The sequence below is a fragment of the Streptomyces sp. NPDC045431 genome, from assembly GCF_040646655.1.
Taxonomy (GTDB): Bacteria; Actinomycetota; Actinomycetes; order Streptomycetales; family Streptomycetaceae; genus Streptomyces.
Genome location: NZ_JBEZAQ010000012.1, coordinates 73,421 through 99,746 on the forward strand (window position 1 = coordinate 73,421; position 26,326 = coordinate 99,746).

The 26,326-nt window shown below is 74.6% G+C and carries 22 protein-coding genes and 1 pseudogene; 11 read left to right on the forward strand and 12 right to left on the reverse strand.

What is annotated here, in order from left to right:
* Positions 1-64: 64 nt before the first annotated feature.
* Complete coding sequence (locus AB0A69_RS23115) at positions 65-949, reverse strand: alpha/beta hydrolase (protein ID WP_361425041.1); 885 nt, start codon at positions 947-949, stop codon at positions 65-67.
* A 187-nt stretch (positions 950-1,136) separates the two neighbouring features.
* On the opposite strand from AB0A69_RS23115, the gene paaK reads away from it, so the two are divergent.
* The 3 genes from paaK (at position 1,137) to AB0A69_RS23130 (ending at position 6,153) form a co-directional block, all read left to right on the forward strand.
* Positions 1,137-2,426 (forward strand): phenylacetate--CoA ligase PaaK, encoded by a 1,290-nt coding sequence (gene paaK, locus AB0A69_RS23120; RefSeq protein ID WP_361425044.1) that lies wholly within the window; start codon positions 1,137-1,139, stop codon positions 2,424-2,426.
* Positions 2,427-2,546: 120 nt separating this feature from the next.
* Complete coding sequence (locus AB0A69_RS23125; RefSeq protein ID WP_361425047.1) at positions 2,547-3,638, forward strand: glutamate--cysteine ligase; 1,092 nt, start codon at positions 2,547-2,549, stop codon at positions 3,636-3,638.
* Between the two features lie 124 nt (positions 3,639-3,762).
* Positions 3,763-6,153, forward strand: coding sequence for a penicillin acylase family protein (locus AB0A69_RS23130; protein WP_361425050.1), 2,391 nt, complete (start codon positions 3,763-3,765; stop codon positions 6,151-6,153).
* A 68-nt stretch (positions 6,154-6,221) separates the two neighbouring features.
* On the opposite strand, the gene AB0A69_RS23135 is transcribed toward AB0A69_RS23130, so the two are convergent.
* Positions 6,222-7,325: an ionic transporter y4hA gene (locus tag AB0A69_RS23135; protein WP_361425053.1), complete on the reverse strand. Its 1,104-nt coding sequence runs from the start codon at positions 7,323-7,325 to the stop codon at positions 6,222-6,224.
* Positions 7,326-7,479: 154 nt separating this feature from the next.
* Between AB0A69_RS23135 and AB0A69_RS23140 the strand changes: the two genes are divergently transcribed.
* From AB0A69_RS23140 to AB0A69_RS23155, 4 genes are all read left to right on the forward strand, one after another.
* Positions 7,480-9,312: a serine hydrolase gene (locus tag AB0A69_RS23140; protein ID WP_361425055.1), complete on the forward strand. Its 1,833-nt coding sequence runs from the start codon at positions 7,480-7,482 to the stop codon at positions 9,310-9,312.
* 57 nt (positions 9,313-9,369) lie between these two features.
* The gene (locus AB0A69_RS23145; protein WP_361425058.1) at positions 9,370-10,221 is read left to right on the forward strand and encodes an arylamine N-acetyltransferase; all 852 of its coding nucleotides are present in this window, start codon (positions 9,370-9,372) and stop codon (positions 10,219-10,221) included.
* A 90-nt stretch (positions 10,222-10,311) separates the two neighbouring features.
* Positions 10,312-10,503, forward strand: coding sequence for an antitoxin (locus AB0A69_RS23150; protein ID WP_361425061.1), 192 nt, complete (start codon positions 10,312-10,314; stop codon positions 10,501-10,503).
* A gap of 182 nt (positions 10,504-10,685) precedes the next feature.
* On the forward strand, positions 10,686-10,862 hold the full coding sequence (locus AB0A69_RS23155) for a hypothetical protein (protein ID WP_355357708.1): 177 nt from the start codon (positions 10,686-10,688) through the stop codon (positions 10,860-10,862).
* Between the two features lie 68 nt (positions 10,863-10,930).
* Here the strand turns inward: AB0A69_RS23155 and AB0A69_RS23160 are convergent.
* Positions 10,931-12,048 (reverse strand): annotated as a pseudogene (locus tag AB0A69_RS23160) (NAD(P)/FAD-dependent oxidoreductase).
* Positions 12,045-14,069 carry a serine/threonine-protein kinase gene (locus AB0A69_RS23165; protein WP_361425063.1) on the reverse strand — a complete coding sequence of 675 codons (2,025 nt, stop codon included), beginning with the start codon at positions 14,067-14,069 and terminating at the stop codon, positions 12,045-12,047. Before AB0A69_RS23165 ends, AB0A69_RS23160 begins: the two are co-directional and overlap by 4 nt.
* 169 nt (positions 14,070-14,238) lie before the next feature.
* On the opposite strand from AB0A69_RS23165, the gene AB0A69_RS23170 reads away from it, so the two are divergent.
* On the forward strand, positions 14,239-14,439 hold the full coding sequence (locus AB0A69_RS23170; RefSeq protein ID WP_361425066.1) for a hypothetical protein: 201 nt from the start codon (positions 14,239-14,241) through the stop codon (positions 14,437-14,439).
* A 98-nt stretch (positions 14,440-14,537) separates the two neighbouring features.
* Here the strand turns inward: AB0A69_RS23170 and AB0A69_RS23175 are convergent, their stop codons facing one another.
* The 4 genes from AB0A69_RS23175 to AB0A69_RS23190 are packed head-to-tail and all read right to left on the reverse strand — an operon-like array spanning position 14,538 to position 16,121.
* Positions 14,538-14,954, reverse strand: a complete 417-nt coding sequence (locus tag AB0A69_RS23175) for a CBS domain-containing protein (protein WP_361425069.1) — start codon at positions 14,952-14,954, stop codon at positions 14,538-14,540.
* Positions 14,955-15,008: 54 nt separating this feature from the next.
* On the reverse strand, positions 15,009-15,242 hold the full coding sequence (locus AB0A69_RS23180) for a DUF6480 family protein (RefSeq protein WP_361425072.1): 234 nt from the start codon (positions 15,240-15,242) through the stop codon (positions 15,009-15,011).
* 32 nt (positions 15,243-15,274) lie between these two features.
* A complete protein-coding gene (locus AB0A69_RS23185; protein ID WP_361425074.1) occupies positions 15,275-15,505 on the reverse strand; it encodes a CDGSH iron-sulfur domain-containing protein in 231 nt (76 codons plus the stop codon).
* Positions 15,489-16,121 carry a HemK2/MTQ2 family protein methyltransferase gene (locus tag AB0A69_RS23190; RefSeq protein WP_361425077.1) on the reverse strand — a complete coding sequence of 211 codons (633 nt, stop codon included), beginning with the start codon at positions 16,119-16,121 and terminating at the stop codon, positions 15,489-15,491. The genes AB0A69_RS23185 and AB0A69_RS23190 overlap by 17 nt, the downstream gene beginning before the upstream one ends.
* A 129-nt stretch (positions 16,122-16,250) precedes the next feature.
* On the opposite strand from AB0A69_RS23190, the gene AB0A69_RS23195 reads away from it, so the two are divergent.
* Complete coding sequence (locus tag AB0A69_RS23195) at positions 16,251-17,837, forward strand: FAD-dependent oxidoreductase (RefSeq protein ID WP_361425080.1); 1,587 nt, start codon at positions 16,251-16,253, stop codon at positions 17,835-17,837.
* Positions 17,834-18,835 carry an iron-containing redox enzyme family protein gene (locus AB0A69_RS23200; protein WP_361425083.1) on the forward strand — a complete coding sequence of 334 codons (1,002 nt, stop codon included), beginning with the start codon at positions 17,834-17,836 and terminating at the stop codon, positions 18,833-18,835. The genes AB0A69_RS23195 and AB0A69_RS23200 overlap by 4 nt, the downstream gene beginning before the upstream one ends.
* Positions 18,836-18,957: 122 nt before the next feature.
* On the opposite strand, the gene AB0A69_RS23205 is transcribed toward AB0A69_RS23200, so the two are convergent.
* Entirely contained in the window at positions 18,958-19,146 is a 189-nt protein-coding gene (locus AB0A69_RS23205; RefSeq protein ID WP_361425086.1) for a tyrosine-protein phosphatase, read from the reverse strand.
* Between the two features lie 168 nt (positions 19,147-19,314).
* Positions 19,315-19,518, reverse strand: coding sequence for a hypothetical protein (locus AB0A69_RS23210; RefSeq protein ID WP_355368254.1), 204 nt, complete (start codon positions 19,516-19,518; stop codon positions 19,315-19,317).
* Positions 19,519-19,717: 199 nt separating this feature from the next.
* Here AB0A69_RS23210 and AB0A69_RS23215 point away from each other — a divergent pair, with 199 nt between their 5' ends.
* Entirely contained in the window at positions 19,718-22,024 is a 2,307-nt protein-coding gene (locus AB0A69_RS23215) for a glycoside hydrolase family 9 protein (RefSeq protein WP_361425090.1), read from the forward strand.
* 6 nt (positions 22,025-22,030) lie between these two features.
* Here the strand turns inward: AB0A69_RS23215 and AB0A69_RS23220 are convergent, their stop codons facing one another.
* Positions 22,031-25,357 (reverse strand): BTAD domain-containing putative transcriptional regulator, encoded by a 3,327-nt coding sequence (locus AB0A69_RS23220; protein ID WP_361425093.1) that lies wholly within the window; start codon positions 25,355-25,357, stop codon positions 22,031-22,033.
* Between the two features lie 98 nt (positions 25,358-25,455).
* Positions 25,456-26,256 (reverse strand): pectate lyase, encoded by an 801-nt coding sequence (locus tag AB0A69_RS23225; protein ID WP_361425096.1) that lies wholly within the window; start codon positions 26,254-26,256, stop codon positions 25,456-25,458.
* Positions 26,257-26,326 lie beyond the last annotated feature (70 nt).

The following is a 26,326-nucleotide window of genomic DNA, read 5'->3' on the forward strand; positions in this document are numbered from 1 at the left end:
GCTCCTCCCGGTTCGTCCGTCCGGCACACCCTAGTCATCGCGGCCCGTCCCGGACAGACCGCGATCAACGGGTCCGTCCGCCCGCGCCGGTGCCGAAGTCCGGTGGCGGGGTGAGGAACGCGGCGACCGTACGGGCGAAGGCGGCGGGGTCGTCCACCCACGGGTAGTGGCCGGCGCCGTGCTGGACGGCGAGCCGCCCGTGGGGGAAGAGCGCGGCGAGCTCGGCGGCGCGGGCGGGCCTCGGGCCGGCGTCGTACTCGCCGGCGAGGACGAGCACGGGCGCGGTGACGGCGGTGAGCGCGGCGCGGGTGGCGGCGGTGTCACCGAGCGCGCCGTCGGCGTAGAAGGCGTCGGCGGCGGCGAAGTTGGTCTGGTCGTCGTCGCTCGCGGCGTGGGCGCGGGCGGTCGCGTCCCACCGCCCGTACATGAACGGCAGCACGAGGTCCCACACCTCGTCGATGTCGCGCCCGGCGAGCATCTCGTCGAGGGCGGGGCGGCTCTCGGCGTACCAGGGTTCGTCCTTGCGCAGGTCGGCGGCCTCGCGCCGGTCCTCGGCGGTGGCCTCGATCCCGGCGGGGCGGGTGCCGCCGGTGACGAGGGTGAGGGAGGTGAGGCGCTCGGGGTGGGCGGCGGCGTACAGGACGGCGAGGGTGGCGCCGGCGGAGTGGCCGAGGAGGTCGAGCCGCTCCAGGCCGAGGTGGGTGCGCAGCGCCTCGACGTCGTCGACCTGGCGGTCGGCGCGGTAGGTGCCGGGGTCGGCGGGCTCCGCGGACTCGCCGGCGCCGCGCGGGTCGAGCAGGACGAGCCGGCGGTGGGCGGTGAGCCCGCCCAGGTCCCCGAGGTAGGCGGAGGCGCGCATCGGCCCGCCGGCCAGGCAGACGAGCGGCTCGCCCTCCCCCCGGACGTGGTAGGCGAGCTCGGTCCCGTCGTACGTGCTGAACTTCGGCATGGGCGTGATCCTCACAACGGGGCCCCGGGACCACAAGGGAGTTCCGCCCAGCGCGTAGGGGTCCGGGACGGAATGCGGCTCCGGCCTCTTGCCTTCGCCGCGGCCGGGTTGGATAACTGATCACCAACGCGTCGACCGAATGATCGGTCGACCGTCCGCGACCGGAGCTCAGGACGGGAGAACGGCGATGACGGACCTGCTCGACGCCGGGGAGAGGCTCGGCCGCGCGGAGCTGGCGGCGCTGCAGCTGGAGCGGCTGCGGGCGACGCTGCGCCACGCGTACGAGAACGTGGAGTTCCACCGGCGGGCCTTCGACGCGGCGGGGGTACGGCCCGAGGACTGCCGCGACCTCGCCGACCTCGCCCGCTTCCCGTTCACCACCAAGGCGGACCTGCGGGAGACGTACCCCTTCGGGATGTTCGCGGTGGAGCGGTCCCGGGTGCGGCGGATCCACGCGTCGAGTGGGACGACCGGCCTGCCGACGGTCGTCGGGTACACGGACGGCGACCTCGACCTGTGGGCGGACGTGATGGCCCGGTCGATCCGCGCGGCGGGCGGGCGGCCCGGCCAGACCGTCCATGTGGCGTACGGCTACGGGCTGTTCACGGGCGGGCTCGGCGCGCACTACGGCGCCGAGCGGCTCGGGTGCACGGTCGTGCCCGCCTCCGGCGGGATGACGGCGCGTCAGGTGAGGCTGATCCAGGACTTCCGGCCCGAGATCATCATGGTGACGCCGTCGTACATGCTGACCCTGCTGGACGAGTTCGAGCGGCAGGGCGTCGATCCGCGCACGACGTCCCTGCGCACCGGGATCTTCGGTGCGGAGCCGTGGACGGAGGAGATGCGGCGCGAGATCGAGGAGCGGTGCGGGATCGACGCGGTCGACGTCTACGGGCTGTCGGAGGTGATCGGACCGGGCGTCGCGCAGGAGTGCGTGGAGACGAAGGACGGACTGCACGTCTGGGAGGACCACTTCTACCCGGAGGTCGTCGACCCGCTGACGGGCGAGGTGCTGCCCGACGGGGAGCGGGGCGAACTGGTGTTCACCTCGCTCACCAAGGAGGCGATGCCGGTCATCCGCTACCGCACGCGCGATCTGACGCGGCTGCTGCCGGGGACGGCGCGGGTGTTCCGGCGGATGGAGAGGGTCACGGGGCGCAGTGACGACATGGTCATCCTGCGCGGCGTGAACCTCTTCCCCACCCAGATCGAGGAGATCGTCCTGCGTACGCCGGGCCTCGCGCCCCACTTCCAGCTCCGGCTCACCCGGGAGGGGCGGCTCGACGCGCTGACCGTGCGGGTGGAGGCGCGGCCCGGCGCGACGGCGGAGGTGCGCGAGCGGGCGGCGCGGGCGGTGGAGGCGGCCGTGAAGGACGGGATCGGGGTGTCGGTGGTGGTGGAGGTGGTGGATCCGGAGACGCTGGAGCGGTCGGTGGGGAAGATCCGGCGGATCGTGGACCTGCGCGACGGGGGGTGAGGAGGCCGGCCCGCCGCGGGGGCGTACCGGCCCCGGGGAGTGGACGCCGCGATCGGGGGCAGGTGAGCCGCATTCCGGGTGTGTCTGGAACATCCGGACGGTTGTGGAAAGGCGGTAGTCGTGCGCAGCGTGGGCGTCGAAGAGGAACTCCTGCTCGTCGATCCGGAGAGCGGTGAGCCGAGAGCGCTTTCGGCGGCGGTGCTGGCCGCCGTCGAGCGGGACCCGCAGGGCAATGAGGAGGTCTTCGAGAGCGAGTTGCAGCGCCAGCAGCTGGAGTTCGCCACGCGGCCGCAGACGTCCATGGCGGACCTCGGGGTCGAGATCCGGCGCTGGCGGGCGGAGGCGGCGCGCCATGCGGAGGGGCTCAACGCCTCCGTGGCGGCGCTGGCGACGTCGCCGCTGCCGGTGAGCCCCACCATCGGGACCGGGGAGCGGCACCAGTGGCTGAAGGAGCACTTCGGCCTCACCGCCCAGGAGCAGCTCACGTGCGGGTGCCACGTCCACGTGTCGGTGGAGTCGGACGAGGAGGGGGTGGCGGTCCTCGACCGGATCCGGCCCTGGCTTCCGGCGCTGCTGGCCATGAGCGCGAACTCGCCGTTCTGGCAGGGCGAGGACAGCGGGTACGGCAGCTACCGCAGCCGCGTGTGGGGGCGCTGGCCGTCGGCGGGCCCGGTGGAGGTCTTCGGTTCGGCCGACCGCTACCACGAGCAGGTGCGCGACATGGTCGCGAGCGGGGTGCTGCGCGACGAGGGCATGGTCTACTTCGACGCCCGGCTCTCCCACTCGTACCCCACCGTCGAGATCCGGGTGGCCGACGTCTGCCTGGACCCGTCCACCACGGTGCTGCTGGCGACGCTGATCCGGGGCCTGGTGGAGACCGCGGCGCGCCAGTGGCGGGACGGCGAGCCGCCCGCCCGGCACGGGGTGACGCTGCTGCGCCTGGCGTCCTGGCGGGCGGCCCGGTCGGGGCTGGAGGACACGCTGATCCACCCGCTGACGATGCGGCCCGCGCCGGCCGAGGCCGTCGTGCGGGCGCTGTTCGACCATGTGCGCGACGCCCTGGAGGAGAGCGGTGACGTGGTGGCCGCCCAGGACGCGCTGGCGATGCTGCTGAAGACCGGGAACGGCGCCCGCGTACAGCGCGAGCTGATGGAGCGGGAGGGGAGTCTGCGGTCCGTGGTCGCCGAGTGCGTGCGCCGCACGCTCCAGTGACCCGAGGGCCCCGCTCCGCCGCCCCACACCCACCCACCCATACCGACCGGACGGTTGACACCGTGCGGTCGGGGGTGGGTGCATGGCCCGACAGGCTTTCTTTCCGGTCTTGTTGGGAGGCACGTTGCTCTTCCGCAGCAGGCTTTCGCGGAGCCGTTCCAGACGGCTCGTCCCGGCGGTCGTCGCGCTCGCGACGGTGGCCGCCGCGGCCGGTCCCGCCGGTTCCACCGTACCGACGGAGCGTCACCGGCCGTCCGCCGGCGGCTTCTCGGCCGTCATCCGCTACACCGAGTACGGCATCCCGCACATCCTGGCGAAGGACTACGCGAACCTCGGCTTCGGCACCGGCTGGGCGCAGGCGGCCGACCAGGTGTGCGTGCTGGCCGATGGGTTCACGACCGTACGGGGCGAGCGCTCGCGCCACTTCGGCGCGGGTGCGGCGGCCGACGGGGCGCTCTCGTCAGCGGCCACCAACCTCTCCAGCGACCTGTACTTCCGCGGCGTACAGGACGCGGGCACCGTGGAGCGGCTGCTCGCGACCCCGGCGCCCGCCGGGCCGAGCCGGGAGGCGAAGGAGTTGATGCGCGGCTGGGCCGCCGGGTACAACGCCTGGCTGCGCCAGAACCGCGTCACCGACCCGGCGTGCGCGGGCGCCGACTGGGTACGGCCCGTCACCGCGCTGGACGTCGCCCGGCGCGGCTTCGCGCTCGCGGTGCTCGGCGGGCAGGGCCGGGCCGTCGACGGCATCACGGCGGCGCGTCCTCCGGGCGCCGGACCCGTGGCGGCGGCCGACCCGGCTCGTACGGCGGAGGGCGCCCGCGCGCTGTTCGCCGCCGGGAGCGCCGACATGGGGTCCAACGCGGTGGCGTTCGGTGGCGCGACCACGGCGAACGGCCGCGGGCTGCTGCTGGGCAACCCGCACTACCCGTGGCACGGCGGCCGGCGCTTCTGGCAGTCGCAGCAGACCATTCCCGGCGAGCTGAACGTGTCGGGCGGCTCGCTGCTCGGCGGTACGGCCGTCTCCATCGGCTTCACCGACAAGGTGGCGTGGAGCCACACCGTCGCCACCGGCGTCACCCTCAACCTCCACCAGCTGGCGCTGGACCCGGCCGATCCGACGGTCTACCTCATCGACGGCAGGCCGGAGCGGATGACGCGGCGCACGGTCACCGTCCCGGTGAAGGGCGGGGCCGCCGTCACCCGTACGCAGTGGTGGACGCGGTACGGGCCGGTCGTCACCTCGCTCGGCGCCTCCCTGCCGCTGCCCTGGTCGGCGACGACGGCGTACGCGCTGAACGACCCGAACGCCGTCAACCTGCGCTCCACGGACACCGCGCTGGGCTTCGCCAAGGCGCGCTCGACGCGCGAGATGTCCGAGGTGCTGCGCCGCACGCAGGGCCTGCCGTGGGTGAACACCGTCGCGGCGGACGCGTCCGGGCACACGCTGTTCACCCAGGCGCAGGTGCTGCCGCGCATCACCGACGAGCTGGCCGCGCGGTGCTCGACGCCGCTGGGCGCGGTGACGTACCCGGCGTCGGGCGTGGCGGTGCTGGACGGTTCGCGTACGGAGTGCGCGCTCGGCTCGGACCGGGACGCGGTGCAGCCGGGCGTCATGGGGCCGTCGCGGATGCCGCTGCTCCAGGACGCGCCGTACGCCGTGAACTCCAACGACAGCGCCTGGCTGTCCAACGCCGACCGGCCGCTGACCGGCTACGAGCGGGTGTTCGGGACGGTCGCGACGCCGCGTTCGCTGCGGACCCGGGGCGGTGTCGAGGACGTCGCCGCGATGGCCGCCAGGGGGCGGCTGACGGTGGCGGACCTCCAGCGGCAGCAGTTCGCCAACCGGGCGCCGGCCGGCGACCTCGCGGCCGCCGACGCGGCGGAGGCGTGCGCGGCCGTGCTGCCGGAGGACCGGGAGGCGTGCGGGGTGATCGCGCGGTGGGACCGCACGGTGGACACCGGCAGCCGGGGCGCGCTGCTCTTCGACCGCTTCTGGCGCAGACTCACGGCGGCCGTCCCGGCGGCCCGGCTGTGGAAGGTGCCGTTCTCGGCGGCCGACCCGGTCCGTACGCCGCACACGCTCGACACCGCTTCCCCGGCCTTCGCGAAGGCGCTGAAGGACGCGGTCGCGGAGCTGCGGGCGGCGGGGATACCGCTGGACGCGCCGCTCGGGGAGCACCAGTTCGTGGTACGGGGCGACCGGCGCATCGCCGTGCACGGCGGTACGGAGTCGCTCGGCGTGTGGAACAAGACCGAGGCCGTGTGGAACGCCGCGGGCGGGGGCTACACGGAGGTGGCGCACGGGACGAGCCATGTCCAGGCGGTCGGCTGGGACGGCGGCCGGTGCCCGGTGGCCCGGACGCTGCTGACCTACGCGCAGTCGTCGAACCCGCTCTCGCCGCACTTCGGCGACCAGACGGCGCTGTTCTCGGGCGAGCGGTGGGTGCGGGCGCGTTTCTGCGAGAAGGACATCCTGTCCGACCCCGCGCTGCGGATCGTACGCGTCAGGGACTGATCAGGAACTGATCAGGGGCTGATCGACAGGAAGACGAAGGCGGCGAAGAGCACCAGGTGCACGCCGCCCTAGAGGAGAGTGGCCCGTCCGGGCACCACGGTCAGGGCGCTGACCACGGCGGTGAGCGTGAGCAGCACCAGGTGGACGGCGCCCAGACCGAGCACCAGGGGCCCGGACAGCCAGATCGAGGCGAGCGCGATCGCCGGCACGGTCAGGCCGATGCTGGCGATCGCGGAGCCGTAGGCGAGGTTGAGGCTGGTCTGGACGCGGCCGCGGCGCGCGGCGCGCACGGCGGCGAGGGTCTCCGGCAGCAGCACCATCAGGGCGATGACCACGCCGACGACCGCCTGCGGCAGCCCCGCCGATTCGACGCCGTCCTCGATGGCGGGTGAGACCAGCTTGGCGTTGCCGACGACGGCGACGAGCGCCACCAGCAGCAGGCCGAGGCTCTGCCAGGCGGCGCGGGCCGCGGGCGGCGGGGCGTGGTCCTCCTCGCTGTCGGCGAGGCCGCCGTCGCGGGCGACGGGCAGGAAGTAGTCGCGGTGCCGGACGGTCTGCACGGTGACGAACAGCAGGTAGAGGGCGAGTGAGGCGACGGCGGCGAAGGCCAGCTGGGCGCCGGTGAACTGATGGCCCGGCCTGCCGGTGGTGAAGGTGGGCAGGACCAGGGTCATGGTGGCGAGGGTGGTCACGGTGGCGAGCGCGCCGCCGGAGCCCTCGGCGTTGAAGACGGCGACCCGGTGGCGCCGCAGCGCCGCGACGAGCACGGAGAGGCCGACGACGCCGTTGCAGGTGATCATGAAGGCGGCGAAGACGGTGTCGCGGGCGTACGTGGACGCGTCGCCGCCTCCCCCGGCCATCAGCATCACGATGAGCCCGACCTCGATGACGGTCACGGCGACGGCCAGGACGAGCGAGCCGTACGGTTCGCCGACGCGGTGGGCGACGACCTCGGCGTGGTGGACGGCGGAGAGGACGGAGGCGATGAGGCAGAGCCCGACGACGGCGACGACCGGGCCGGGCAGGTGGCGCCCCCAGCCGGCGGCGAGGACGGCCACGGCGACGACCGGCGCCCAGGTGGTCCACTGCCGGACGAGGCGCGCGGGCCCGTGGCCCGCGCCCGTTCCGGCCTCCGGCCCCTGGTGAGGGCCCTGTTCCGTGCCCGTGCTCATGCGGCCACGCTGCCAGAGCGGGGGGTGCGCCGCGCGCTGTGGGGGCCGGAACGGGTGCGGTGCGGTGTCTTGACGGGTCCCGGGCGACGGTAAGAAAGTTTCACCTGCCGCGGGGGTGCCGGAAGGATTCTTTCAGGAGGCTGGAGGGGTGGGGATGGCGGAGGGGATCAGTCGGCGCCGGCTCGGCGGCGGAGTCCTGGCCCTGGGAGGAGCGCTGGTGATCGGTTCGATTCCGGGTGCCGCCGCGGCGGACGACGGCGGGTCCCGGCCGGGCGGCGGTTCGGCCGCGCGCCCCGGCTCCGGGTCCGGGGTACGGGGTGGGCGGCCGACGCTGCGGCTGGGGTCCGCGGAGCGGGCCGGGCTGCTGCCCGGCCACCTGGACCGGCTGGTGGCCGACGCGGAGCGGTTCCTGGAGCCCTCCCCCAAGCACCCGTGGTACGCGGGGGCGGTGCTGCTCGCGGGGCGCGGGGGCACAGTGGCGCTGCACCGGGCCATCGGGCACGCCGTCCGGTACGCGGCGTACGACGAGAAGACGGACACGGGCGTGGAGCTTCCGGCCGAGCAGCGGATCGCGATGACCGAGGACACGGTCTTCGATCTGGCGTCGGTGTCGAAGCTCTTCACGGCGGTGCTGGCGGTGCAGCAGATCGAGCGCGGCGCGCTGGACCTGGAGGCCAAGGTCACCGCGTACCTGCCGGACTTCGGGGGCGGCGGCAAGCAGGACATCACGGTGCGTCAGCTGCTCACGCACACGTCGGGGCTGCGGGCCTGGATCCCCCTGTACGAGGAGCCGACGCGGGAGGGGAAGCTGCGGCGGCTGTGGGAGGAGGCGCCGGCGAACCCGCCCGGGAGCACGTACCTCTACTCGGACCTGAACCTCATCACCCTCCAGCTGGTCCTGGAGGAGATCACCGACCGGTCGCTGGACGCGCTGCTGCGCAACGAGATCACCGCTCCGCTCGGGATGCACCGCACCCGTTTCAATCCGCCCGCCTCCTGGAAGCCGCTGATCGCCGCGACCGAGGACGCCCGCCGCCCCTGGTCCGGCCTGGAGCGCGGCCTGGTGTGGGGCGAGGTCCACGACGAGAACGCGTACAGCCTCGGCGGTGTCGCGGGCCACGCCGGTGTCTTCTCCTGCGCCTGGGACCTGGCCGTCCTCGCCCGTACGCTGCTGAACGGCGGCGTCTACGGCCGTGCCCGCATCCTGGAGCCGAAGTCCGTGGAACTGATGTTCACCGACTTCAACACCGCCTTCCCGGGCGACGAGCACGGGCTGGGCTTCGAGCTCTACCAGCACTGGTACATGGGGGCCATGGCCACGCCGCACACCGCGGGCCACACCGGTTTCACCGGCACCAGCCTGGTCATCGACCCGACCACCGACTCGTTCCTGGTCGTCCTCGGCAACTCGGTGCACCCGGTGCGCTCGTGGCGTTCCGGCTCGGCGCCCCGCGTCGCCGCCGCCGACCATCTGGCACGCGCCGTCCCGGTACGCCCGGCGCACGGCCGCACCGCCTGGTACGCGGGCATGGCCTCGGGCGCCGCGGCGACGCTCACCCTGCCCGACCTTCCGGCACCGGTGTCCGGCCGGGCCCGGCTGCGCTGCGCGCTGTGGTGGGACATCGAGCCGGGCGCGGACGCCCTCTACCTGGAGGCCTCCGGCGACGGAGGGGCGACCTGGCGGCCGGTGCCGTTCACGACCGTACGGCCCGGCGGAGGCGGCGGGCCGGCCCTGCATTCCAGCGGCGCGGTGACCGGCTGGTCCGGGCGGGTGTGGCACCGGCTGGAGGCGGACCTGTCGGACTGGCGCGGCACGGCGCCGCTGCGGCTGCGCTGGCGGTACGCGACCGACCGGCGGTACGTGGGGCGCGGGGTGTACGTGGACGGGCTGCGGGTGCGCGACGGCGACGACGTCCTCTTCGACGACGCGCGCCCGTCGGACGCGGCGCGCCTCCGGCCGGACGGCTGGACCCCCTCGGTGGACTGAGCCGACCGCACACCCCGTGGACGAAGCGGAAATACTCGCCCGTTAGGGTGAACTACCATGATCTCGAAGGCATGTGAGGACTACTTGTCCCACCTCGGCGTGGCCCATCCGGGCGCGCCGTCCGCCGAAGCCCTGTTCGCGCTCCAGCGCGCCCATCTCGAACGCGTTCCCTACGAGAACATCGACATCCAGCTCGGCCGCCCGCCCGGTATCGATCCGGAGCTCTCGGTGCGGCGGTTCGCGGCCGGGCAGGGCGGCTACTGCTTCCACCTGAACGGCGGCTTCGCCGCGCTGCTGGAGGCGCTCGGGTACGACGTGACCCGGCATGTGGCGGGCGTCCACGAGGACCCGGCGGGCCGGGGCGCCAACGGCAACCACCTGGCGCTGACCGTACGCGTCGGCGGTCGGGGCTGGTTCGTGGACGCGGGCCTCGGTGACGGGCCGTACGAGCCGCTGCCGCTGCGTCCGGGGACGTACCGCCAGGGGCCGTTCACGTACCGCATGGAGCCGTCCGCCACCGAGCCGGGGGGCTGGACCTTCTTCAACGAGGGCGGTCCGTTCCCGGTCATGGAGATGGCGGGGCGGCCGGCCACGATGGCCGACTTCGCCGCCGAGCACCTGCGGCTGTCCACGGCGCCGGACTCCCCCTTCCTGGGGACCTTCGCCGCGCTGCGCCGGGACGCCGAGGGGGTGGACATCCTGCGGGGCCGGGTGCTCACGCGCGTCGACGCGGCCGGGCGCGGTGAGCGGACGCTGAACACGCCGGCCGAATGGTACGGCGCCCTCGCGGACGTCTTCGGGCGGAACCTGGACACCCTCGACGCCGTGGACCGGGCCACGCTGTGGGAGCGGGTGTCGCGCGCGCACGAGGCGTGGCTCGCGGCGCGGGCGGCGGCGCCGACGGGGTGAACGGTCACCCGGACGGGCGCCCGGATGCGGATCCGGGGGGCTGCGGTGAGACTGAAGGGCGGGGGACGTCACGACCAGGAGGATGACCCTATGTCCGTGATGGACAAGCTCAAGCAGATGCTCAAGGGCCACGAGAGCCAGGCAGACAAGGGCGTCGACAAGGCCGGCGACGCCGCCGACCGGAAGACGCAGGGCAAGTACAGCGGCCAGGTCGACACCGGCCAGGACAGGCTGAAGGAGCAGTACGGCCGCGACCCCGGCCAGGAGCCGCCCCGCACCTGAGCGGGGTCGCGCCCACCCTTCCCCTCCCGCGCCCGGGCTCCCGCCCGGGCGCGGTGCCGTGTCGACGGCCGGATAGCGGGATCGTGCGGCGTGGCGCCACCCGGGCGGGCGCCTCGGCGTGCGGGCCGCCGACAGCTGGTGAACAGTCGAGTCGAGTCCCCCTCAACTCGAAGGAGAAACCCATGCTTCGGCGTATCTCGGTGATCCTCGCCGGCCTGACGGCCGCCTGCTTCCTCTCCGCCTCCCCGGCGGCCGCGGGCGGCGACGACTACAAGCTCGGCTGGCTCGACGGCTACAAGGTCAAGGCGGGCAAGGTCCACGTGGGTCATATCCACGGCGGGTACTTCCACCTCGGCTGACGCCCAGCGCCACGCACGTGGGGACGGGAGCCGCGCGGCTCCCGTCCCCACGTGCGTCCGGCGGCTGGTCAGCGACCCAGGACCGCCATCGCCGCGTTGTGGCCGGGGATGCCGCTGACGCCGCCGCCGCGGACCGCGCCCGCCCCGCACAGCAGCACGTTGGGGTGCGCGGTCTCCACGCCCCAGCGGCCGGGCCCCTCCACGTCGCCCGTGGCGTACGGGGGCGGGGCAGCCGGGTCAGCAGCATGTTGACCTTCAGCTGGGCGCCCTCGGCGGGCGGCGGGGCGGGTTCGCCGAGGAGGGCCGCGAGGGCGTGCGGGGAGGTGCCGGCCAGGACGTGGCGGGCTGCCACCGTGCCCTCGGTGTTCCCGGTGCGGTAGGTGACCTCCGCGGTGCGGCCGTCGGTGGCGATCCGCGTCGCCTCGTGGCCGGTGGCGATCTCGGCGCCCGCCGTGCGCGCCGCGTCCGCGAGGGCGTCGGTGAGCGCGCCCATGCCGCCGACGGGCACGCTCCAGTCGCCGGTGCCGCCGCCGATCACGTGGTAGAGGAAGCACCGGTTCTGCGCGAGGGACGGGTCGTGGGCGTCGGCGAAGGTTCCGATCAGCGCGTCGGTGAGGACCACGCCCCGGACCAGGTCGTCCTGGAAGTGCTCCTCGATCGTGACGCCGAGGGGCTCCTCGAAGAGGGTCCGCCACGCCTCGTCGTCCGCGACGCGGGCACGCAGGGCGTCCCGCGTGGGCAGCGGCTCGGTGAGGGTGGGGAAGACGCGTGCGGCGACGTGCCGGGTGCGGGCGTGGAAGCGCCGCCAGGCCGCGTACTCGGCGTCCGAGCCGGTGAGCGCGGCGAACGACTCCCGGGTGGTGCGCTCCGCGCCGACCAGCAGGCCGCCTGCGCGGCCGCCGCGCAGGGTGGGGGTGTACGAGGAGACGGGGCGGCGGCGGACGGTGAAGCGCAGGCCGAGCTCGCGGACGATCTTCGGCGGCAGCAGGGACACCAGGTAGGAGTAGCGCGACAGGCGGGCGTCGACCCCGGAGAAGGGCCGGGTGGAGACCGCCGCTCCGCCGGTGGTGGCGAGCCGTTCGAGGACGAGGACGGTGCGGCCCGCGCGGGCCAGGTAGGCGGCGGCGACCAGGCCGTTGTGGCCGCCGCCGACGATGACGGCGTCGTACGGGCGGGAGGGCGTCATGGTTCCTCTCCTCGGCGTCTGGTCTGGGCGGCGACGCGGCGGTGGAGCTCGACGGCCTCGGCGTGGCGGCCGAGCTGCTCCAGGCAGTGTGCCTCGTCGTCGCGGCCGGCGAGGGCGTCCGGGTGGGCGGGGCCGAGGACCCGCTCGCGGGCGGCGGCGACCCGCTGGTAGCCGCGCAGGGCCTCGTGCCAGCGGCCCAGCCAGCCCAGCGCGTTGGCGGCCTCGCGGCAGCTGGCGAGCGTGTCGGGGTGGTCGGGTCCCAGCACCCGCTCGCGGAGCGCGGACACCTCACGGGCCTCGGCGAGCGCCTCCTCCCAGCGGCCGAGGCGGCCGAGGTTGACGCCGACGCCGTGGCGGGCGCGCAGGGTCTCGGGGGCCTCGGGGCCCAGGGTCCGGGTGCGCGCCTCGACGAGGTCGCGGTAGAGCGCCAGGGCCTCGTGGCTGCGGCCGAGGCGGCCGAGGCTGATGCCGGTCTCGTAGCGGGCGGCGAGCGTGTCGGGGTGGTCCGGGCCGAGGGTGCGGGCGCGGGCGTCGGCGACCTCGCGGTAGGCGTGCAGGGCCTCGGGCCAGCGGCCCAGCCGGCCGAGGGTGTGCGCCACCTCGTACCGGGTGGCCAGGGTGTCCGGGTGCTCGGGGCCGAGCAGCCCGGCACGGGCCGCGGCGACGTCGGCCGCCATGCGGTACGCCTCCTCCAGGCGCCCCAGCCTGCCGAGACTGTACGCCAGGTTGTGGCGGCAGCGGAGGGTGTCGGGGTGGTCGGGGCCGAGGGTGCGTTCGCGGGCCGCGAGCACGCGCCGGTACAGCTGGTGCGCCTCGAAGTGGCGGCCCTGCCCGCCGAGGACGTACGCCATCTCCTGCTGCGCCGCGAGTGTGTCGGGGTGGTCCGGGCCGAGGGCCGCGTGGCGCCGGGCGGCGAGGGCGCCGAGGGCGGCGTGCGGCTCGGGGTCGGGCGGGGTGGGGGTGGTCCAGTGGCCGGTGAGGCCGGCGGAGGGGTCGGGCGGGGTGGTGCGCAGGGCGCCGGCGCCGACGGCCTTGGGGCCGGTGGTCATGGACCGCGTCCACGAGGGCAGGCGCGGCTCCCGGTCCGGCAGGGCCCGTGGGGCCGGCCAGGTCCCCGTGTACGGCCGGGGCGCCGCGTTCGACGGGGTTCCGCCGCCCGGCCCCGCCGCACGGGCGGCGGTGAGGCGGCGGCTCAGGTCGGCGGCGTCGTCCGGGCGGTCCTCCGGGGCCTTGGCGAGCAGGTCCAGGACGATCCGCTCGAAGGGTGCGGGCAGTTCGGGCCGGTGGGCGCGCGGCGGCTCCGGCGGGGTGTCGCGGTGGCCGACGAGGATGGCCCAGGCGTCACCGAGGTCGAACGGCGGGGCCCCGGTGGCGATCTCGTACAGCACGCACCCCAGCGAGTACAGGTCGCTGCGGTGGTCGACGGGCCCGCCGCCGATCTGTTCGGGTGACATGTAGTGCGGGGTGCCCATGGCGATGCCGGTGCCCGTGAGGCGGGCGGTGAAGCCGATGTCGGCGCCGAGGCGGGCGATGCCGAAGTCGCAGATCTTCACCGTGCCGTCGGCGAGGCGCACGATGTTGGCCGGCTTGAGGTCGCGGTGGACGACGCCCTGGCGGTGGGTGTACGCGAGGGCGTCGGCGACCTGTTCGGCGATGTCGACGACGTCGTGGACCGGCAGCGGCCGGTGCGCGTCGTCCTCCATGAGCCTGCTGAGGTCGCGGCCGTCGAGGAGCTCCATGACGAGGTAGAGGACGCCGTCCCAGTCGCCGAAGTCGTGCACCACGGTCACGCCGCGGTGCTGGAGCGCGGCCGCGACGCGCGCCTCGCGGCGGAAGCGCTCGCGCAGCGCGCGTACGAGGTTCTCGTCGCGCTGCGGCCCGAGTCCGAGCGGTTTGAGGCACTTGACCGCGACGCGGCGGCCGAGCGCCTCGTCCGTGGCGCGCCACACCTCCCCCATGCCGCCGCGCCCGATGACCTCGTGCAGCCGGTAGCGGCCGTGGATCAGCCTGGTGTCCCCCATAGCGTGCTCTCGCCCCCGTCGGTTCGTCACGCCCTCCCCCGCCCGTCCAGCGTCCAGTATGGCGGCCTGTGCCCGGAGTGTGTACGGGGCGGGCCGGGTACCCGGAGCCGGTCGGAAGGCCGGTCGGGGAAACCGGTCGGACACTGCTCGCAGCGGGAGGTGGACGTACATGCCGGAGCCAGGCAGCAAGAAGTACGACGTACGGCGCGCGCGGACGCGCAAGGACGCGGAGAACGAGGGCGTGTCCGACCAGCAGGCCAACGAGGAGGCGAACGCCCGGCTGCAGCGGGACGAGGGGATGCGCTCGCGCGGGGCCAAGACGGAGCGGGGGCGGGGGCCGAAGGGCGAGAAGGGGGAGCGGCCGAAGTAGTCCGGCGCGTGCACGGGCGGACGACGCGAAGGGGCGGGGTCGCAAAGGGGCGGGGTGGGGCCATCAGGCCCCACCCCGCCCCTTCGGTCACGCTTCCGCTAGTCCGTGGAGAGCGCCTGCAGCAGGTCGCCGACCTGGGGGTCCGGGAGACCGCGGGCCACGTCGGCCTGGGCGACCATGCCGACCAGCCGGTGGTCGTCGATCACCGGGAGCCGGCGCACCTTGTGCTCGGACATCTTGCGCAGCACCAGTTGCGCGTTGTCGCCGGCGTCCACGTACACGACCTCGCCCTGGGCGAGTTCACCCGCGGTGGTCTTCGCCGGGTCCTTGCCCGCGCCGAGACACTTCACCACGATGTCACGGTCGGTCAGCATGCCCTTGAGCTTGTCGTCCTCGCCGCAGATCGGCATCGCCCCGACCCCGAGGCGCTTCATCTCCTCGGCGGCCTTCAGGAGCGTGTCGTTCTCGCCGATGCACTCGACGCCCTCGGTCATCAGCTGACGTGCGGTTGTCATGTGTTTCGAGCTCCTTCGCTTCACAGGTTGAGCGGGTTCACAGGTTGAGCGGGTTCACAGTGCGATCATCACGGCCATCGCGGCGAACAGCGCCGCGACGAGCACCACGATGAGCAGGATCAGGACCAGCGGGGCCTTCGCCCAGCCGGTCGTCGGGTTGTGCGTCTCCCGCGGCCCGGCCTCGGACATGCTCGACTCCGCGGGCGGTGTCTCGCCGGGCGGAACGCCGCCGCCGGCTTCCAGGCCGGGGGTGCGGTCCGGATCTGGGTCCGGGTTCGGGTGGCTCATGGGGTACGAGTGCGCAGTCGCGGGCGTTTCATTCATCCTCCTCCCGCTTCCCCGGCCGGTTCCGCCTCCGTACGGGTCCTGCGCCGGTGGCTCGTGTCGCACCACGGGTAGCGGCGGCTGCGCCGGCAGGTGCACACCGCCACCATGAACCGGTCGGAGCACGCCGTGGTGCCGTCGGACAGGCGTACCTCCACCGGCCCGTCGAGCAGCAGCGGTCCTTCGGGGTCGACGACGACGCGTCGGGGGTCACGTCCGCTGGGCACGGATCACCACCAGCTCTTCCTTGCGCTCACCGGGCGGGATGAGGCCGCGCTCCTCCAGCCATTCGGCGTGGTCGTCCATCACCGGCCCGAAGGGGATCCGGGTGCGCAGGGTCACCCGGGTGCTCAGTCCCCGGTCGCCGAGCTGTTCGAGCGTGGTGCCCACGCCGCTGAGCGCCGACTGCACCAGGAGCAGGACGCCCCCCTCGCGCAGCAGCCCGGGCACCCGCTCGCACAGCCGGTCCAGGACGGCGCGCCCGTCGGTCCCGGCGTTCCAGGAGCGCGCGGGGCCGTGTGCCGGACGTGGCGAGGCCACGTACGGCGGGTTCGCCAGGATGAGGTCGAAGGTCCGGCCCTCGACCGGTCCGGTCAGGTCGCCGTGGCGCACCTCGACGGGGAGGCCGCGCCGGCGGGCGTTGTAGCGCGCGGCGAGCACGGCGCGCCAGGAGATGTCCACGGCGGTCACCCGCGCCGCTGTCCACTCGGCCGCCAGCAGCGCCAGCGCACCCGTTCCGGTGCCCACGTCGAGGATCTCGGCGTGGGCGGGGAGATGCAGGGTACGCAGTTCGCTGCGGGCGGCCTTCGCAAGCAGCTCCGTGTCCTCCTGGGGTTCGTACACACCACGTGGTTTGAGTAGCCGCATGTGTAGCGGGTACCTCAAAGATCTCTCGCGAAACGATCGGAACGGTGTGTATCGGAACGTGACTGTCAAGACGACGATGTGGACGGCCGCTGTGAGGAGTGAGCGATGACGAACGACCCCGCCTCCGGCTCGCTGTGGATGGAGTACGCCCCCGGCCCCGTCCGTCCGCCCCTGGACGGCTCGATCGAGACCGAGGTCGCGGTCGTCGGTGGCGGTATCGCCGGGCTGTGCACGGCGTGGGAGGTGGCCCGTGCCGGGCATCCGGTGGTGCTGCTGGAGGCCGACCGGATCGCGTCCGGGGTGACCGGCCACACCACGGCGAAGCTGTCGTCCCTGCACGGCCTGGCGTACGCCGAGATCCAGTCGGTCCACGGTGCGCGCGGGGCGCGGCTGTACGCGCACTCGCAGCAGATCGCGGTCGAGCGGGTGGCGCAGGTGTCCGAGGAGCTGGGCATCGACTGCGACCTGGAGGCGCTGCCCGCGTACACGTACACCGAGGACCCGGCCATGGCCGACAAGCTGCGCGAGGAGGCGGAGGCGGCCCGCGCGGCGGGTCTGGCCGCCTCGTACGAGACGGAGGTGCCGCTGCCCTTCCCGGTGGCGGGCGCGGTCAAGGTCGAGAACCAGGCGCAGTTCCATCCGCGCAAGTACCTGCTGGCGCTCGCCGCCGACCTGGAGGTGCTGGGCGGGCGGATCTTCGAGCGGACCCGGGTGACGCGGCTGCAGGAGGGCTCGCCGTGGGAGCTGACCACGAGCAGCGGGCACACGGTCAGGGCCCGGGACGTCGTGGTCGCGACGCACTACCCGGTCTTCGACCGGGGGCTGCTGTTCACCCGGCTGGAGCCGAAGCGCGAGCTGGTGGTGGCCGGGCCGATCCCGGCGGAGCAGGACCCGGGCGGCGTCTTCCTGACGCCGGAGGGCGGGACGCGCTCGGTGCGGACGGCGCCGTACGGCGAAGGGCGGCGCATGCTGATCGTCACCGGCGAGAAGTTCACGCCCGGGACGGAGGAGCCGGGCGAGGTCGGCGAGCGGTACGAGAAGCTGGAGGCCTGGGCCCGCGAGCGGTTCCCGGACGTGGAGCTCACGCACCGCTGGGCGACGCAGGACAACTTCACCACCGACCGGGTGCCGTACGTCGGGCGCCTGCACGCCGGTGCCCGGCACGCGTACGTGGCGACCGGTTTCGCCGGCTGGGGCATGAGCAACGGGGTGATGGCCGGCGATCTGCTGGCCAGTCGCATCCGGGGCCGCGAACCCGCCTGGACGAGCCTGTACGACCCGGTGCGGCTGCACCCGGTGCGCGAGGCGCCCGCGATGCTGCGGCTCCAGGCGCAGGTGGGCAAGCACTTCATCGGCGACCGGCTGCCGGGCGCGCACGCCGACTCGACCGCCGACATCGCGCCGGGCGCCGGTGCGGTGGTACGCGTCGGGGGCCAGCGGCTCGCGGTGCACCGGGACGCGTCGGGGGCCCTGCACGCGGTGTCGGCGCGGTGTACGCACCTGGGGTGCATCGTGCACTTCAACGACGAGGAGTGCGCGTGGGAGTGCCCGTGCCACGGCTCGCGCTTCGACGTCGACGGCAAGGTGGTGCAGGGGCCCGCGCTGCGGCCGCTGGAGCAGTACGAGGTCGAGGAAGGCCCCGAGGGCGCGGAAGGCGAGGCGGAGCAGAACGTGAAGGAGGACGACGCATGAGCCGGAGGCCCGCTCCCCTGCCCGAACCGCGCGGCCCGCTGTCGGCGGCCGTGCGGCGGGTGCTGCTGGGCGAGGCGGCGCCACCGCCGGACGCCGGCGTCCTGGAGGCCGACCCGTTGGGCGAGGACCTGCAGCTGGCGCTGTACCTGGCGTACGAACCGCACTACCGGGACCTCGAGGGCGTCTCCGGCGAGCGGGAGTGGGACCCGGCGCTGCTGGGGTTGCGCCGGCCGATGGAGGAGGCGTTCCTGGCGGCGCTGCGCGAGGCGGTGCCCGGGGACGGCGACGTGGAGGGCGCCCTGGCGCCGCTGCTGGTGGAGCCCGTCGACGGGCACGGGGTCTCGCACCGGCTGATGGAGGCGGGCACCTGGGAGCTGATGCGGGAGTACCTGGTGCACCGCTCGCTGTACCAGCTCAAGGAGTCCGATCCGCAGGCGTGGCTGATTCCGCGCCTGGAAGGGCAGGCCAAGGCCTCGCTGGTGGCGGTGGCGTTCGACGAGTTCGGCGGCGGGCGCGGCGAGCGGGTGCACGCGCGGCTGTACGCGGACCTCATGGAGGGCGCCGGCCTGGACCCGTCGTACGGGCTTTACCTGGACCTGGCCCCGGCGGCGACGCTGGCCGTGGTGAACGCGATGTCGCTGTTCGGGCTGCGCCGCTCGCTGCGGGGCGCGGCCGCCGGGAACTTCGCGGTCCTGGAGATCACCTCACCGCCGGGGGCCCGGCGGATGGCGAAGGCGCTGGAGCGGCTGGGCGCGGAGGAGCGGTGCGTCCGGTTCTTCACCGAGCACATCGAGGCGGACGCGGTCCACGAGCAGGTGATGCGCCGCGACGTCCTCGGCGACCTGCTGGCCCGCGAACCGGAGCTGGCGGCGGACGTCGCCTTCGGCATCCGGGCGACGGTGTGGCTGGACGACCGCTGGGACGCCCATGTGCTGGGGGCGTGGGACGCGGGCCGCACGTCGCTGCGCCACTCGCCGGCCTCCCTGCGGGCGGCGTGAGGAGCTCCCTGCGGGCGATGTGAGAAGGGGGCGGGCCGCCGGGGCTTTCCGGCGGCCCGCCCGCCGTCAGCAGTTCGTGGCCGGCACCGGCAGGTCACGTGCGTACGCGCTCACGTACGCGCTCACCGAGGCCGTGACGCCGGGCCGGTGGGCGCGGAACAGGCGTGGAGCGGTACGAAGCCCTTGGCGTCGATCTTCCAGGGGTGACGCAGGTCGATGACCGTGCGCACGCCCAGGGCGAGGTATCGCGCCCCGTGGCCGCCGCTCGGCTCGCTCAGCGAGTCCGAGCGGTAGAGCCTCCCCCACCGCACGGGTCTCCCCGGTCGCATGCCCCCCCGGTCACGGAAGTTGTGCAGCCGCTCGAAAGCCGGGTGCCTGTCCACCGCGGCAGCCTACCCACGCGCGCGGGGCCGCGGCCGCGCCACCCGGTCGGGGGCGCGGCCGCGTGGCCCGCGCGCTGGGGCGAGGGTGCCGGAGGGTCAGGGGAGCAGTTCGTCGAGGGCGGCCTTGCCCTTCTCGGCCAGCCGGCGTTCGGCCCAGGCCATGTTCTTCGGGTTCACGTCACGCCCCGAGGCGAGGACCAGGTCCTCCGCGGTGAATTCGCCGCTCTCGGCGCCGCTGTGCAGCAGCTTGTCCGGCGTGACGCGCTCTCGCTGGGAGGTCGAATCGGGCTCAGCGTTCATGCCGCCTCCTTGTTCGTCCTGCAGTCATTGTCGTCGCCGGGTACCCCGAACGCATCCCCTACACCCGGGGCACCGCCGCTGTGTCGAACAAGTCGAACCCGCCGTGTGCGACATCTTGACGCCAGCCGGTCCGACCCCGAGATTGGGAGCGCTCCCACGAACCGTACCCGACCGTCCCCACTCCCCCGAGGAACGCAGCGTGCCGCATCAGCACCCCTACCGCAGACGTCGTACCGCCCGCCTCGCCGCCGCCCTCGCCGGGCTGCTGGCCGGGGCCCTGGTGGTCCCCGCCTCGGCGGCCGAACCCGCCGAGGACGAACCCGAGCTCATCGCCAACGGGGACTTCTCGAACGGCACCACCTCCTGGTGGTGGACCGCGGGCAGCCCGGCCGCCGTCGTGGACGGGCGCCTGTGCGCCGAGGTCCCGGCGGGCACGGCCAACCCCTGGGACGCGATCATCGGGCAGAACGCCCTGCCCCTGACCGCCGGCGAGGGGTACACGCTCAGCTATACGGCCACGGCGACGACCCCCGTCACCATCCGCGCCAACGTCCAGATGGCCACCGAGCCGTGGACCACGGAGCTCGGCGCCGCACAGCCCGTCGGCCCCACCGCCGCCCGCGTCACGCACACCTTCACGGCGGGCGCCGACCACACGGCCGCCCAGCTCGCCTTCCAGGTCGGGGGCAGCCCGGCGGCGTACACCTTCTGCGTCGACGACGTCTCGCTCCGCGGCGGCACGCAGCCGCCTCCGTACGAGCCGGACACCGGCTCCCCGGTGCGCGTCAACCAGGTCGGCTACCTCCCCCACGGCCCCAAGGGCGGCACCGTCGTCAGCGACGCCGCCGGACCGCTGCCGTGGACGCTCACCGACGCCGGCGGGACGGTCCGGGCGAGCGGCACGACCACCCCGGCCGGGGTGGACCCCACCTCCCGGCAGCACGTCCACACCTTCGACTTCAGCGCGGTGACCACCGCCGGTGAGGGCTACACGGTCACCGTCGCGGGCGAGCGGAGCGAGCCGTTCGCGATCGGTGACGGCCTGTACTCCTCGCTGGTCACCGACGCGCTCGCGTACTTCTACCACAACCGCAGCGGCATCGAGATCGACGCGGACATCGTCGGCGCCGCGTACGCCCGCCCCGCCGGGCACCTCAATGTGAGCCCCAACCAGGGCGACAACGACGTGCCGTGCCAGCCGGGCGTGTGCGACTACCGCCTGGACGCGGCGGGCGGCTGGTACGACGCCGGTGACCACGGCAAGTACGTCGTCAACGGCGGCATCTCCGTGGCCCAGCTGATGTCGGCGTACGAGCGGACGCTGACCGAACAGAGCGCGGACGGGGCGCCGTTCGCGGACGGCAAGCTGAGGCTGCCCGAGCACGGCAACCGCGTCCCGGACATCCTCGACGAGGTCCGCTGGGAGATGGACTTCCTGATGCGGATGCAGGTCCCGGCGGGCGAGCCGCTGGCCGGCATGGTCCACCACAAGCTGCACGACAAGGCGTGGACCGGGCTTCCCACTCCCCCGCACACCGACCCGCAGCCGCGCGAGCTGCACCCGCCGACCACCGCGGCCACCCTCAACCTGGCCGCCACGGCCGCCCAGTGCGCCCGCCTCTTCGCCCCGTACGACGCGGCCTTCGCCGCCCGCTGCCGCACGGCGGCCCTGACCGCCTGGCACGCCGCCAAGGCCCACCCGGACGTGCTGGCCGACCCGGACGACGGCACGGGCGGCGGCGCCTACCCCGACGACGACGTCCGCGACGAGTTCTACTGGGCGGCCGCCGAGCTCTTCCTGACCACCGGCAAGGACGTCTACCGCCAGGAGGTGCTGACCTCCCCGCTGCACGGCAAGGCCGACGCGGTCTTCCCGCGCGGCGGCATGTCCTGGGGCGCGGTGGCGGGACTGGGCGCGCTCGACCTGGCCACCGTCCCGAGCAAGCTGACCGCCAAGCAGCGGCAGGCCGTACGGGCCATGGTGACGAAGGCGGCGGACGGGTACGCGGCCGACTCCGCGAGCACCGCGTACGGCCTGCCCTACGCGCCGCCGGACGGCCACTACGTGTGGGGCTCCAACAGCCAGGTGGCCAACAACATGGTGGTCCTCGCCACGGCCCACGACCTGACGGGCCGGAGCGTCTACCGGGACGCCGTGCTGCGCGGCATGGACTACCTGCTGGGGCGCAACCCGCTCAACCAGTCGTACGTGACCGGGTACGGCGAGCGGGACTCACACAACCAGCACCACCGCTTCTGGGCCCACCAGCTCGACCCGTCCCTGCCGAACCCGGCACCGGGCTCGCTGGCGGGCGGCCCGAACGACGCCATCCAGGACCCGGTCGCGCAGGCCAAGCTGAAGGGCTGCGCCCCGGCGATGTGCTACCTCGACGACATCGAATCCTGGTCCACCAACGAGATCACCATCAACTGGAACGCCCCGCTGGCGTGGGTCGCCGCGTACGTCGACGGCCTCGGCGGCGGTGCGGCGGCGCGCACACCGTAGGCCCGGTCAGCGTACGAGGGCGGCGGCCTCCCGCAGGGTGAGGTCGCCGCCCTCGGCGTGGGCGCGGGCGTACGCCGCCTCGTCGAGGACCGCGCGCAGCTCGGTCTCGGCGCGGTCCCGCACCTCCCTCTCGGCGTCGACCGGGAGGTGGCGGAAGCCCGTACCGGAGGCCACCGTGACGTGCCGGTCGTACGCGCCCAGCAGCCGGGCGCCGTCGCGGGGGTCGCCGTGGTGGGCCATCGCCCAGGCGGCGGTCGCGAGCTGGGCGAGGACCATGTGCGGGGCGACCACATAGGCCAGGGTCTCCAGCAGGCGTACGGCGCGGGCGAGGCGGCGGCGGGCGGCCGCGTGGTCGCCGTCGAGGCAGTCCAGCCAGGCGTGCAGGCCGAGGAGCATCCCGGTGAACATCTCGGCCGTGGCGGGGGTGAACTCCTCCTCGATGAGCCGCAGCTGGTGGCGCGCGAGCGGGACGCGGCCGGTGCGGCCGTAGTGCTGGGCGAGCAGGAGCCGCGCGGTGGAGACGGTCTCGACGCTGTACGTGCGGGCCGTCTCGGCGGCGTCGAGCAGCAGGCGTTCGGCGCCCTCGCGCTCGGCGGGCGTGGTGGCGAGGCGGAGCCGTACCGACGCGAGGCGGGCCTGGAAGACGGCCTGGCTGTGTGCGCCGACCCGCTCGGCGCGGGCCAGGGCCCGCTCGAAGTCGCGGGCGGCCTCGGCGTACCGGCCGGCGCGCTCGTGGGCCTCGCCGCGCGCGGAGAGCGATTCGGAGGCGCCCCACAGGTCGCCGGCCGCCTCGAACCGGGCGAGGGCCTCGTCGGCGTCGGCGTACCCGTCCGGGAGGATCTTGGCGCGCATCAGGAGGGCGAAGCCGAGGTCCACGTCGTCGCCGTGCACGCGGCAGCACTCCACGACGGCCGCCATGGTGTCGGGGATGCCCCGGAACTCGCCGAGGAGCATGCGGACGAAGAACCACATGGCGCCGGGCTGGCGGCTGTTCTGCGGCAGGCCGGGGCGGTACGCGTCGGCGATGGCCCGCATGTAGGCGCGGTTCTCGGGTTTCTCCAGGGCGGCGGTGCCCTGGCTGCCGTCGGAGGCGAAGACCAGCAGGCGCACGCCGCGCCGCGCCTCCCACAGCGTCTCCTCGTCCCACGGGGGCGGCACCTCGGTGCAGCGGGCGGGCATCGGCACGGCCGGGCGGACGGGCGGCAGGAAGGGGTCGGGGCCGAGGGCCGCGACGGCCGCCGACCAGACGCGGGCGTCGCTCTGGTGGCCGCGCAGCTGCCAGAACCAGTTGAGGGAGAGGGCCAGGCAGAGGCCCTCCTGCTCCTCGCCGAGCTCGACGGCGGTGCGCAGGGCGGCGCGGAGGTTGTCGTGCTCCGTCTCGAAGACGTTCAGCCACTCCGTCTGGTGAGGGCCGCGCAGCTCGCGGTCGCCGGTGCGGGCGAGTTCGCGCAGGGCTCTGAGGTGGCGGCGGGCGGTGGTCTCCCTCTCCCCCGCCTCGTCGAGGCGGGCGGCGGCGTAGTCGGCGACGGTCTCCAGGAGCCGGTAGCGCATGGTGCCGTCGTTCGCCGGGACGGCGACGACGAGGGACTTGTCGACGAGGGAGGTGAGGCGTTCGAGGGTGTCGGGCTCGGCGCAGACCTCCTCGGCGAGGGGCAGGGAACAGCCGCCGGAGAAGACGGCCAGGCGGCGCAGCACCGCCCGTTCGGCCGCGTCGAGCAGGTCCCAGGACCAGTCGACGACCGCGCGCAGGGTCTGCTGGCGGGGCAGCGCGGTGCGGCTGCCGCCGGTCAGGAGGCGGAACCGGTCGTCGAGGCGGTCGGCGATCTGGCGGGGCGTCAGGGCGCGCAGGCGGGCGGCGGCCAGTTCGATGGCGAGGGGCAGGCCGTCGAGGCGCCGGCAGATCTCGGCGCAGGCGTCCGGGTCGTCCGCCACGTCGAACCCGGGACGGGCCGCCGCGCCCCGCTCGGCGAGCAGCCGCAGCGCCGCGTCCTCGGGAAGCGGCTCGACCGGCCGTACGGTTTCGCCGGGGACGCCGAGGGGCTCGCGGCTGGTGGCGAGCACGGTGACCCCGGGGCACGCGGCCAGCAGGGTGTCGGCGAGGCGGGCGGCGGCGCCGATGACGTGCTCGCAGTTGTCGAGCACCAGCAGCAGGCGCCGCCGTCCGCAGTGTTCCAGGAGGTGGGCGAGCGGGTCGCGGCCGCGGCCGTCGGCGCTCCAGCGGAGCGGCTCGCGCGCGCCGAGGGCGGTCAGGACGGTCTCGACGACGGCGTCCTGGTCGCGTACGGGGGCGAGTTCGGCGACCCAGACGCCGTCGGGCCAGGCGGTGGAGTCCGCGGTTTCGAGGGCCAGCCGGGTCTTGCCGACGCCGCCGGGGCCCAGGAGGGTGACCAGGCGGTGGTGGCGGATCTCCTCGACGAGGGCGGCCAGTTCGGTGTCGCGGCCGATGAAGGAGGTCAGACGGGCGCGCAGGTTCCCGGGCGGCGCGGGCGGATGTGACCCGCGCCGGGGGTCCCGCTTCGGATCCGGCTCGCGGTCCGGTGCCGGCTCGCGCTCCGGCTCCCGCCGTGGCTCGTCGTCCGCGGCCAGCAGCTCCGCGTGCAGGGCCCGAAGTTCCGGGCCGGGCGCGGTGCCGAGGCGCGCGGCGAGCACGGCGCGGACCTCGTCGTACGCCTGGAGCGCCTCGGCCGGGCGTCCGGCCGCGCGCAGCGCCCGGATCCGCAGCGCGGCCAGGGGCTCGTCCAGCGGCCGGTCCGCGACGATCTCGGCGAGGCCCGGCAGGGCGTCCTGCGGGCGGCCGAGCGCCACCTCGGCGGCGAGGCGGTCCCGGCGTGCCTCGGTGTGCCGCAGCCGCGCCCGTACGGCGAGGGGGTCGCGGTCCCGGCCGGGCAGGTCGGCCAGCGCGGGGCCCCGCCACAGGCCGAGCGCCTCGTCGAGCAGGCGGGTCGCGGCGGCCGGGTCGCCGGCGGCGAGGGCGGCGGCGCCGTCGGCGGCGAGCCGCTCGAAGCGGAACAGGTCGATGTCGTCGGGCTGGGCGACGAGCCGGTAACCGCCCGGCTCGGAGCGTACGGCGTCGCGGCCCAGCGCCCGCCGCAGCCGCCCGACCAGGGCCTGGAGCGCGGCCGTCTCGTCGGCGGGGAGCGCGTCGGCGGGGTCGTCGTCCGGCCAGACCTGGGCGGCGAGCCCGGTGACCGGGACGGTCCGCCCGGCGGCGGCCGCGAGCGCGGTGAGCAGCGCCCGCAGCCGGGGCCCCGCGAGCGGGGCCTCGGTGCCGTCGGGGCGGAGCGCCTGGGTGGTGCCGAGGACGCGGTAGCGGTAGCCGTGGCCGTGTGTCACCGGATCATTGTCTCCCCCGGACCACGGCCGGGACCGGGGCCAGGGCCTGGACCGGACCGGGACCGGGGGACGGAGCGGTGGCCGCGCGGCCCGCGGCGTTACCGGTAGGTGATGTCCGAGGCCGTGTAGCGGCAGTAGGTGCCGTCGGGGCCGCTGCCGGTCTGGACGGGTTCGGCGCCCGTGTTGTTGCCGGTGTAGCGCACGCACGGCTTGATCTTCCTGCTGCTGTCGCCGTGGATGCGGATGTTGCGCAGGGTGGCGGTGTCACCGTAGTTGGTGTTGATGCCCGCGATGGTGGAGCCGGGCGCCGTGACGTCGACGTTGTCGATGACGATCGTGCGCTTGTACTGGGTGGAGCAGTTGCCGCAGGAGCGCACCAGCTTGCCGAACTCGGCGACCTGGAAGCCGGTGATGGTCAGCTTGCCCGCGCCGTTGAACTGGAAGACCTTGTCGGAGGCCTTCTTCGCGCCGCCGCCGGTGACGGTGTACACGGCGCTCGACGAGGAGGACCTGAAGGTGGCGGCGTCCTCGCCGACGTCCTCCCACCACACGTTCTGCAGTGTGCAGCTGCCCAGGCAGTGGACGCCGTCGGCGGCCGGGGAGCCGAGGACGACGTTCTTGAGGACGGCGCCGTCCTTCAGCCGGAACAGCGGGGCCTGGCCCTCGTCCTGTCCGCCGTCGCCGAGGTCGCCGGTGCCGTAGTGGCGGGCCATGCCGCCGTCGTAGGTACCGGAGAACTCGATGGTCGCCGGGACGGGCTTGCTGCCGTTGGGCGTCGGCCACGCGGCGGCGGCACCGGCGGGGGTCGGTGTGAGGACGGCCGCGAGGGCGGCGGCGGTCAGTACGGCCGCGCCGGCGAACGCCGTACGGCCGCGGCGGCGGGTGTCGTGTCGGCTCATGGGGTCCCGTTCCTTCGGTGGGGGGGTGAGACCTTTCGCCTGCTGGTCGCCGCCGGGGGAGGAAGGGTTG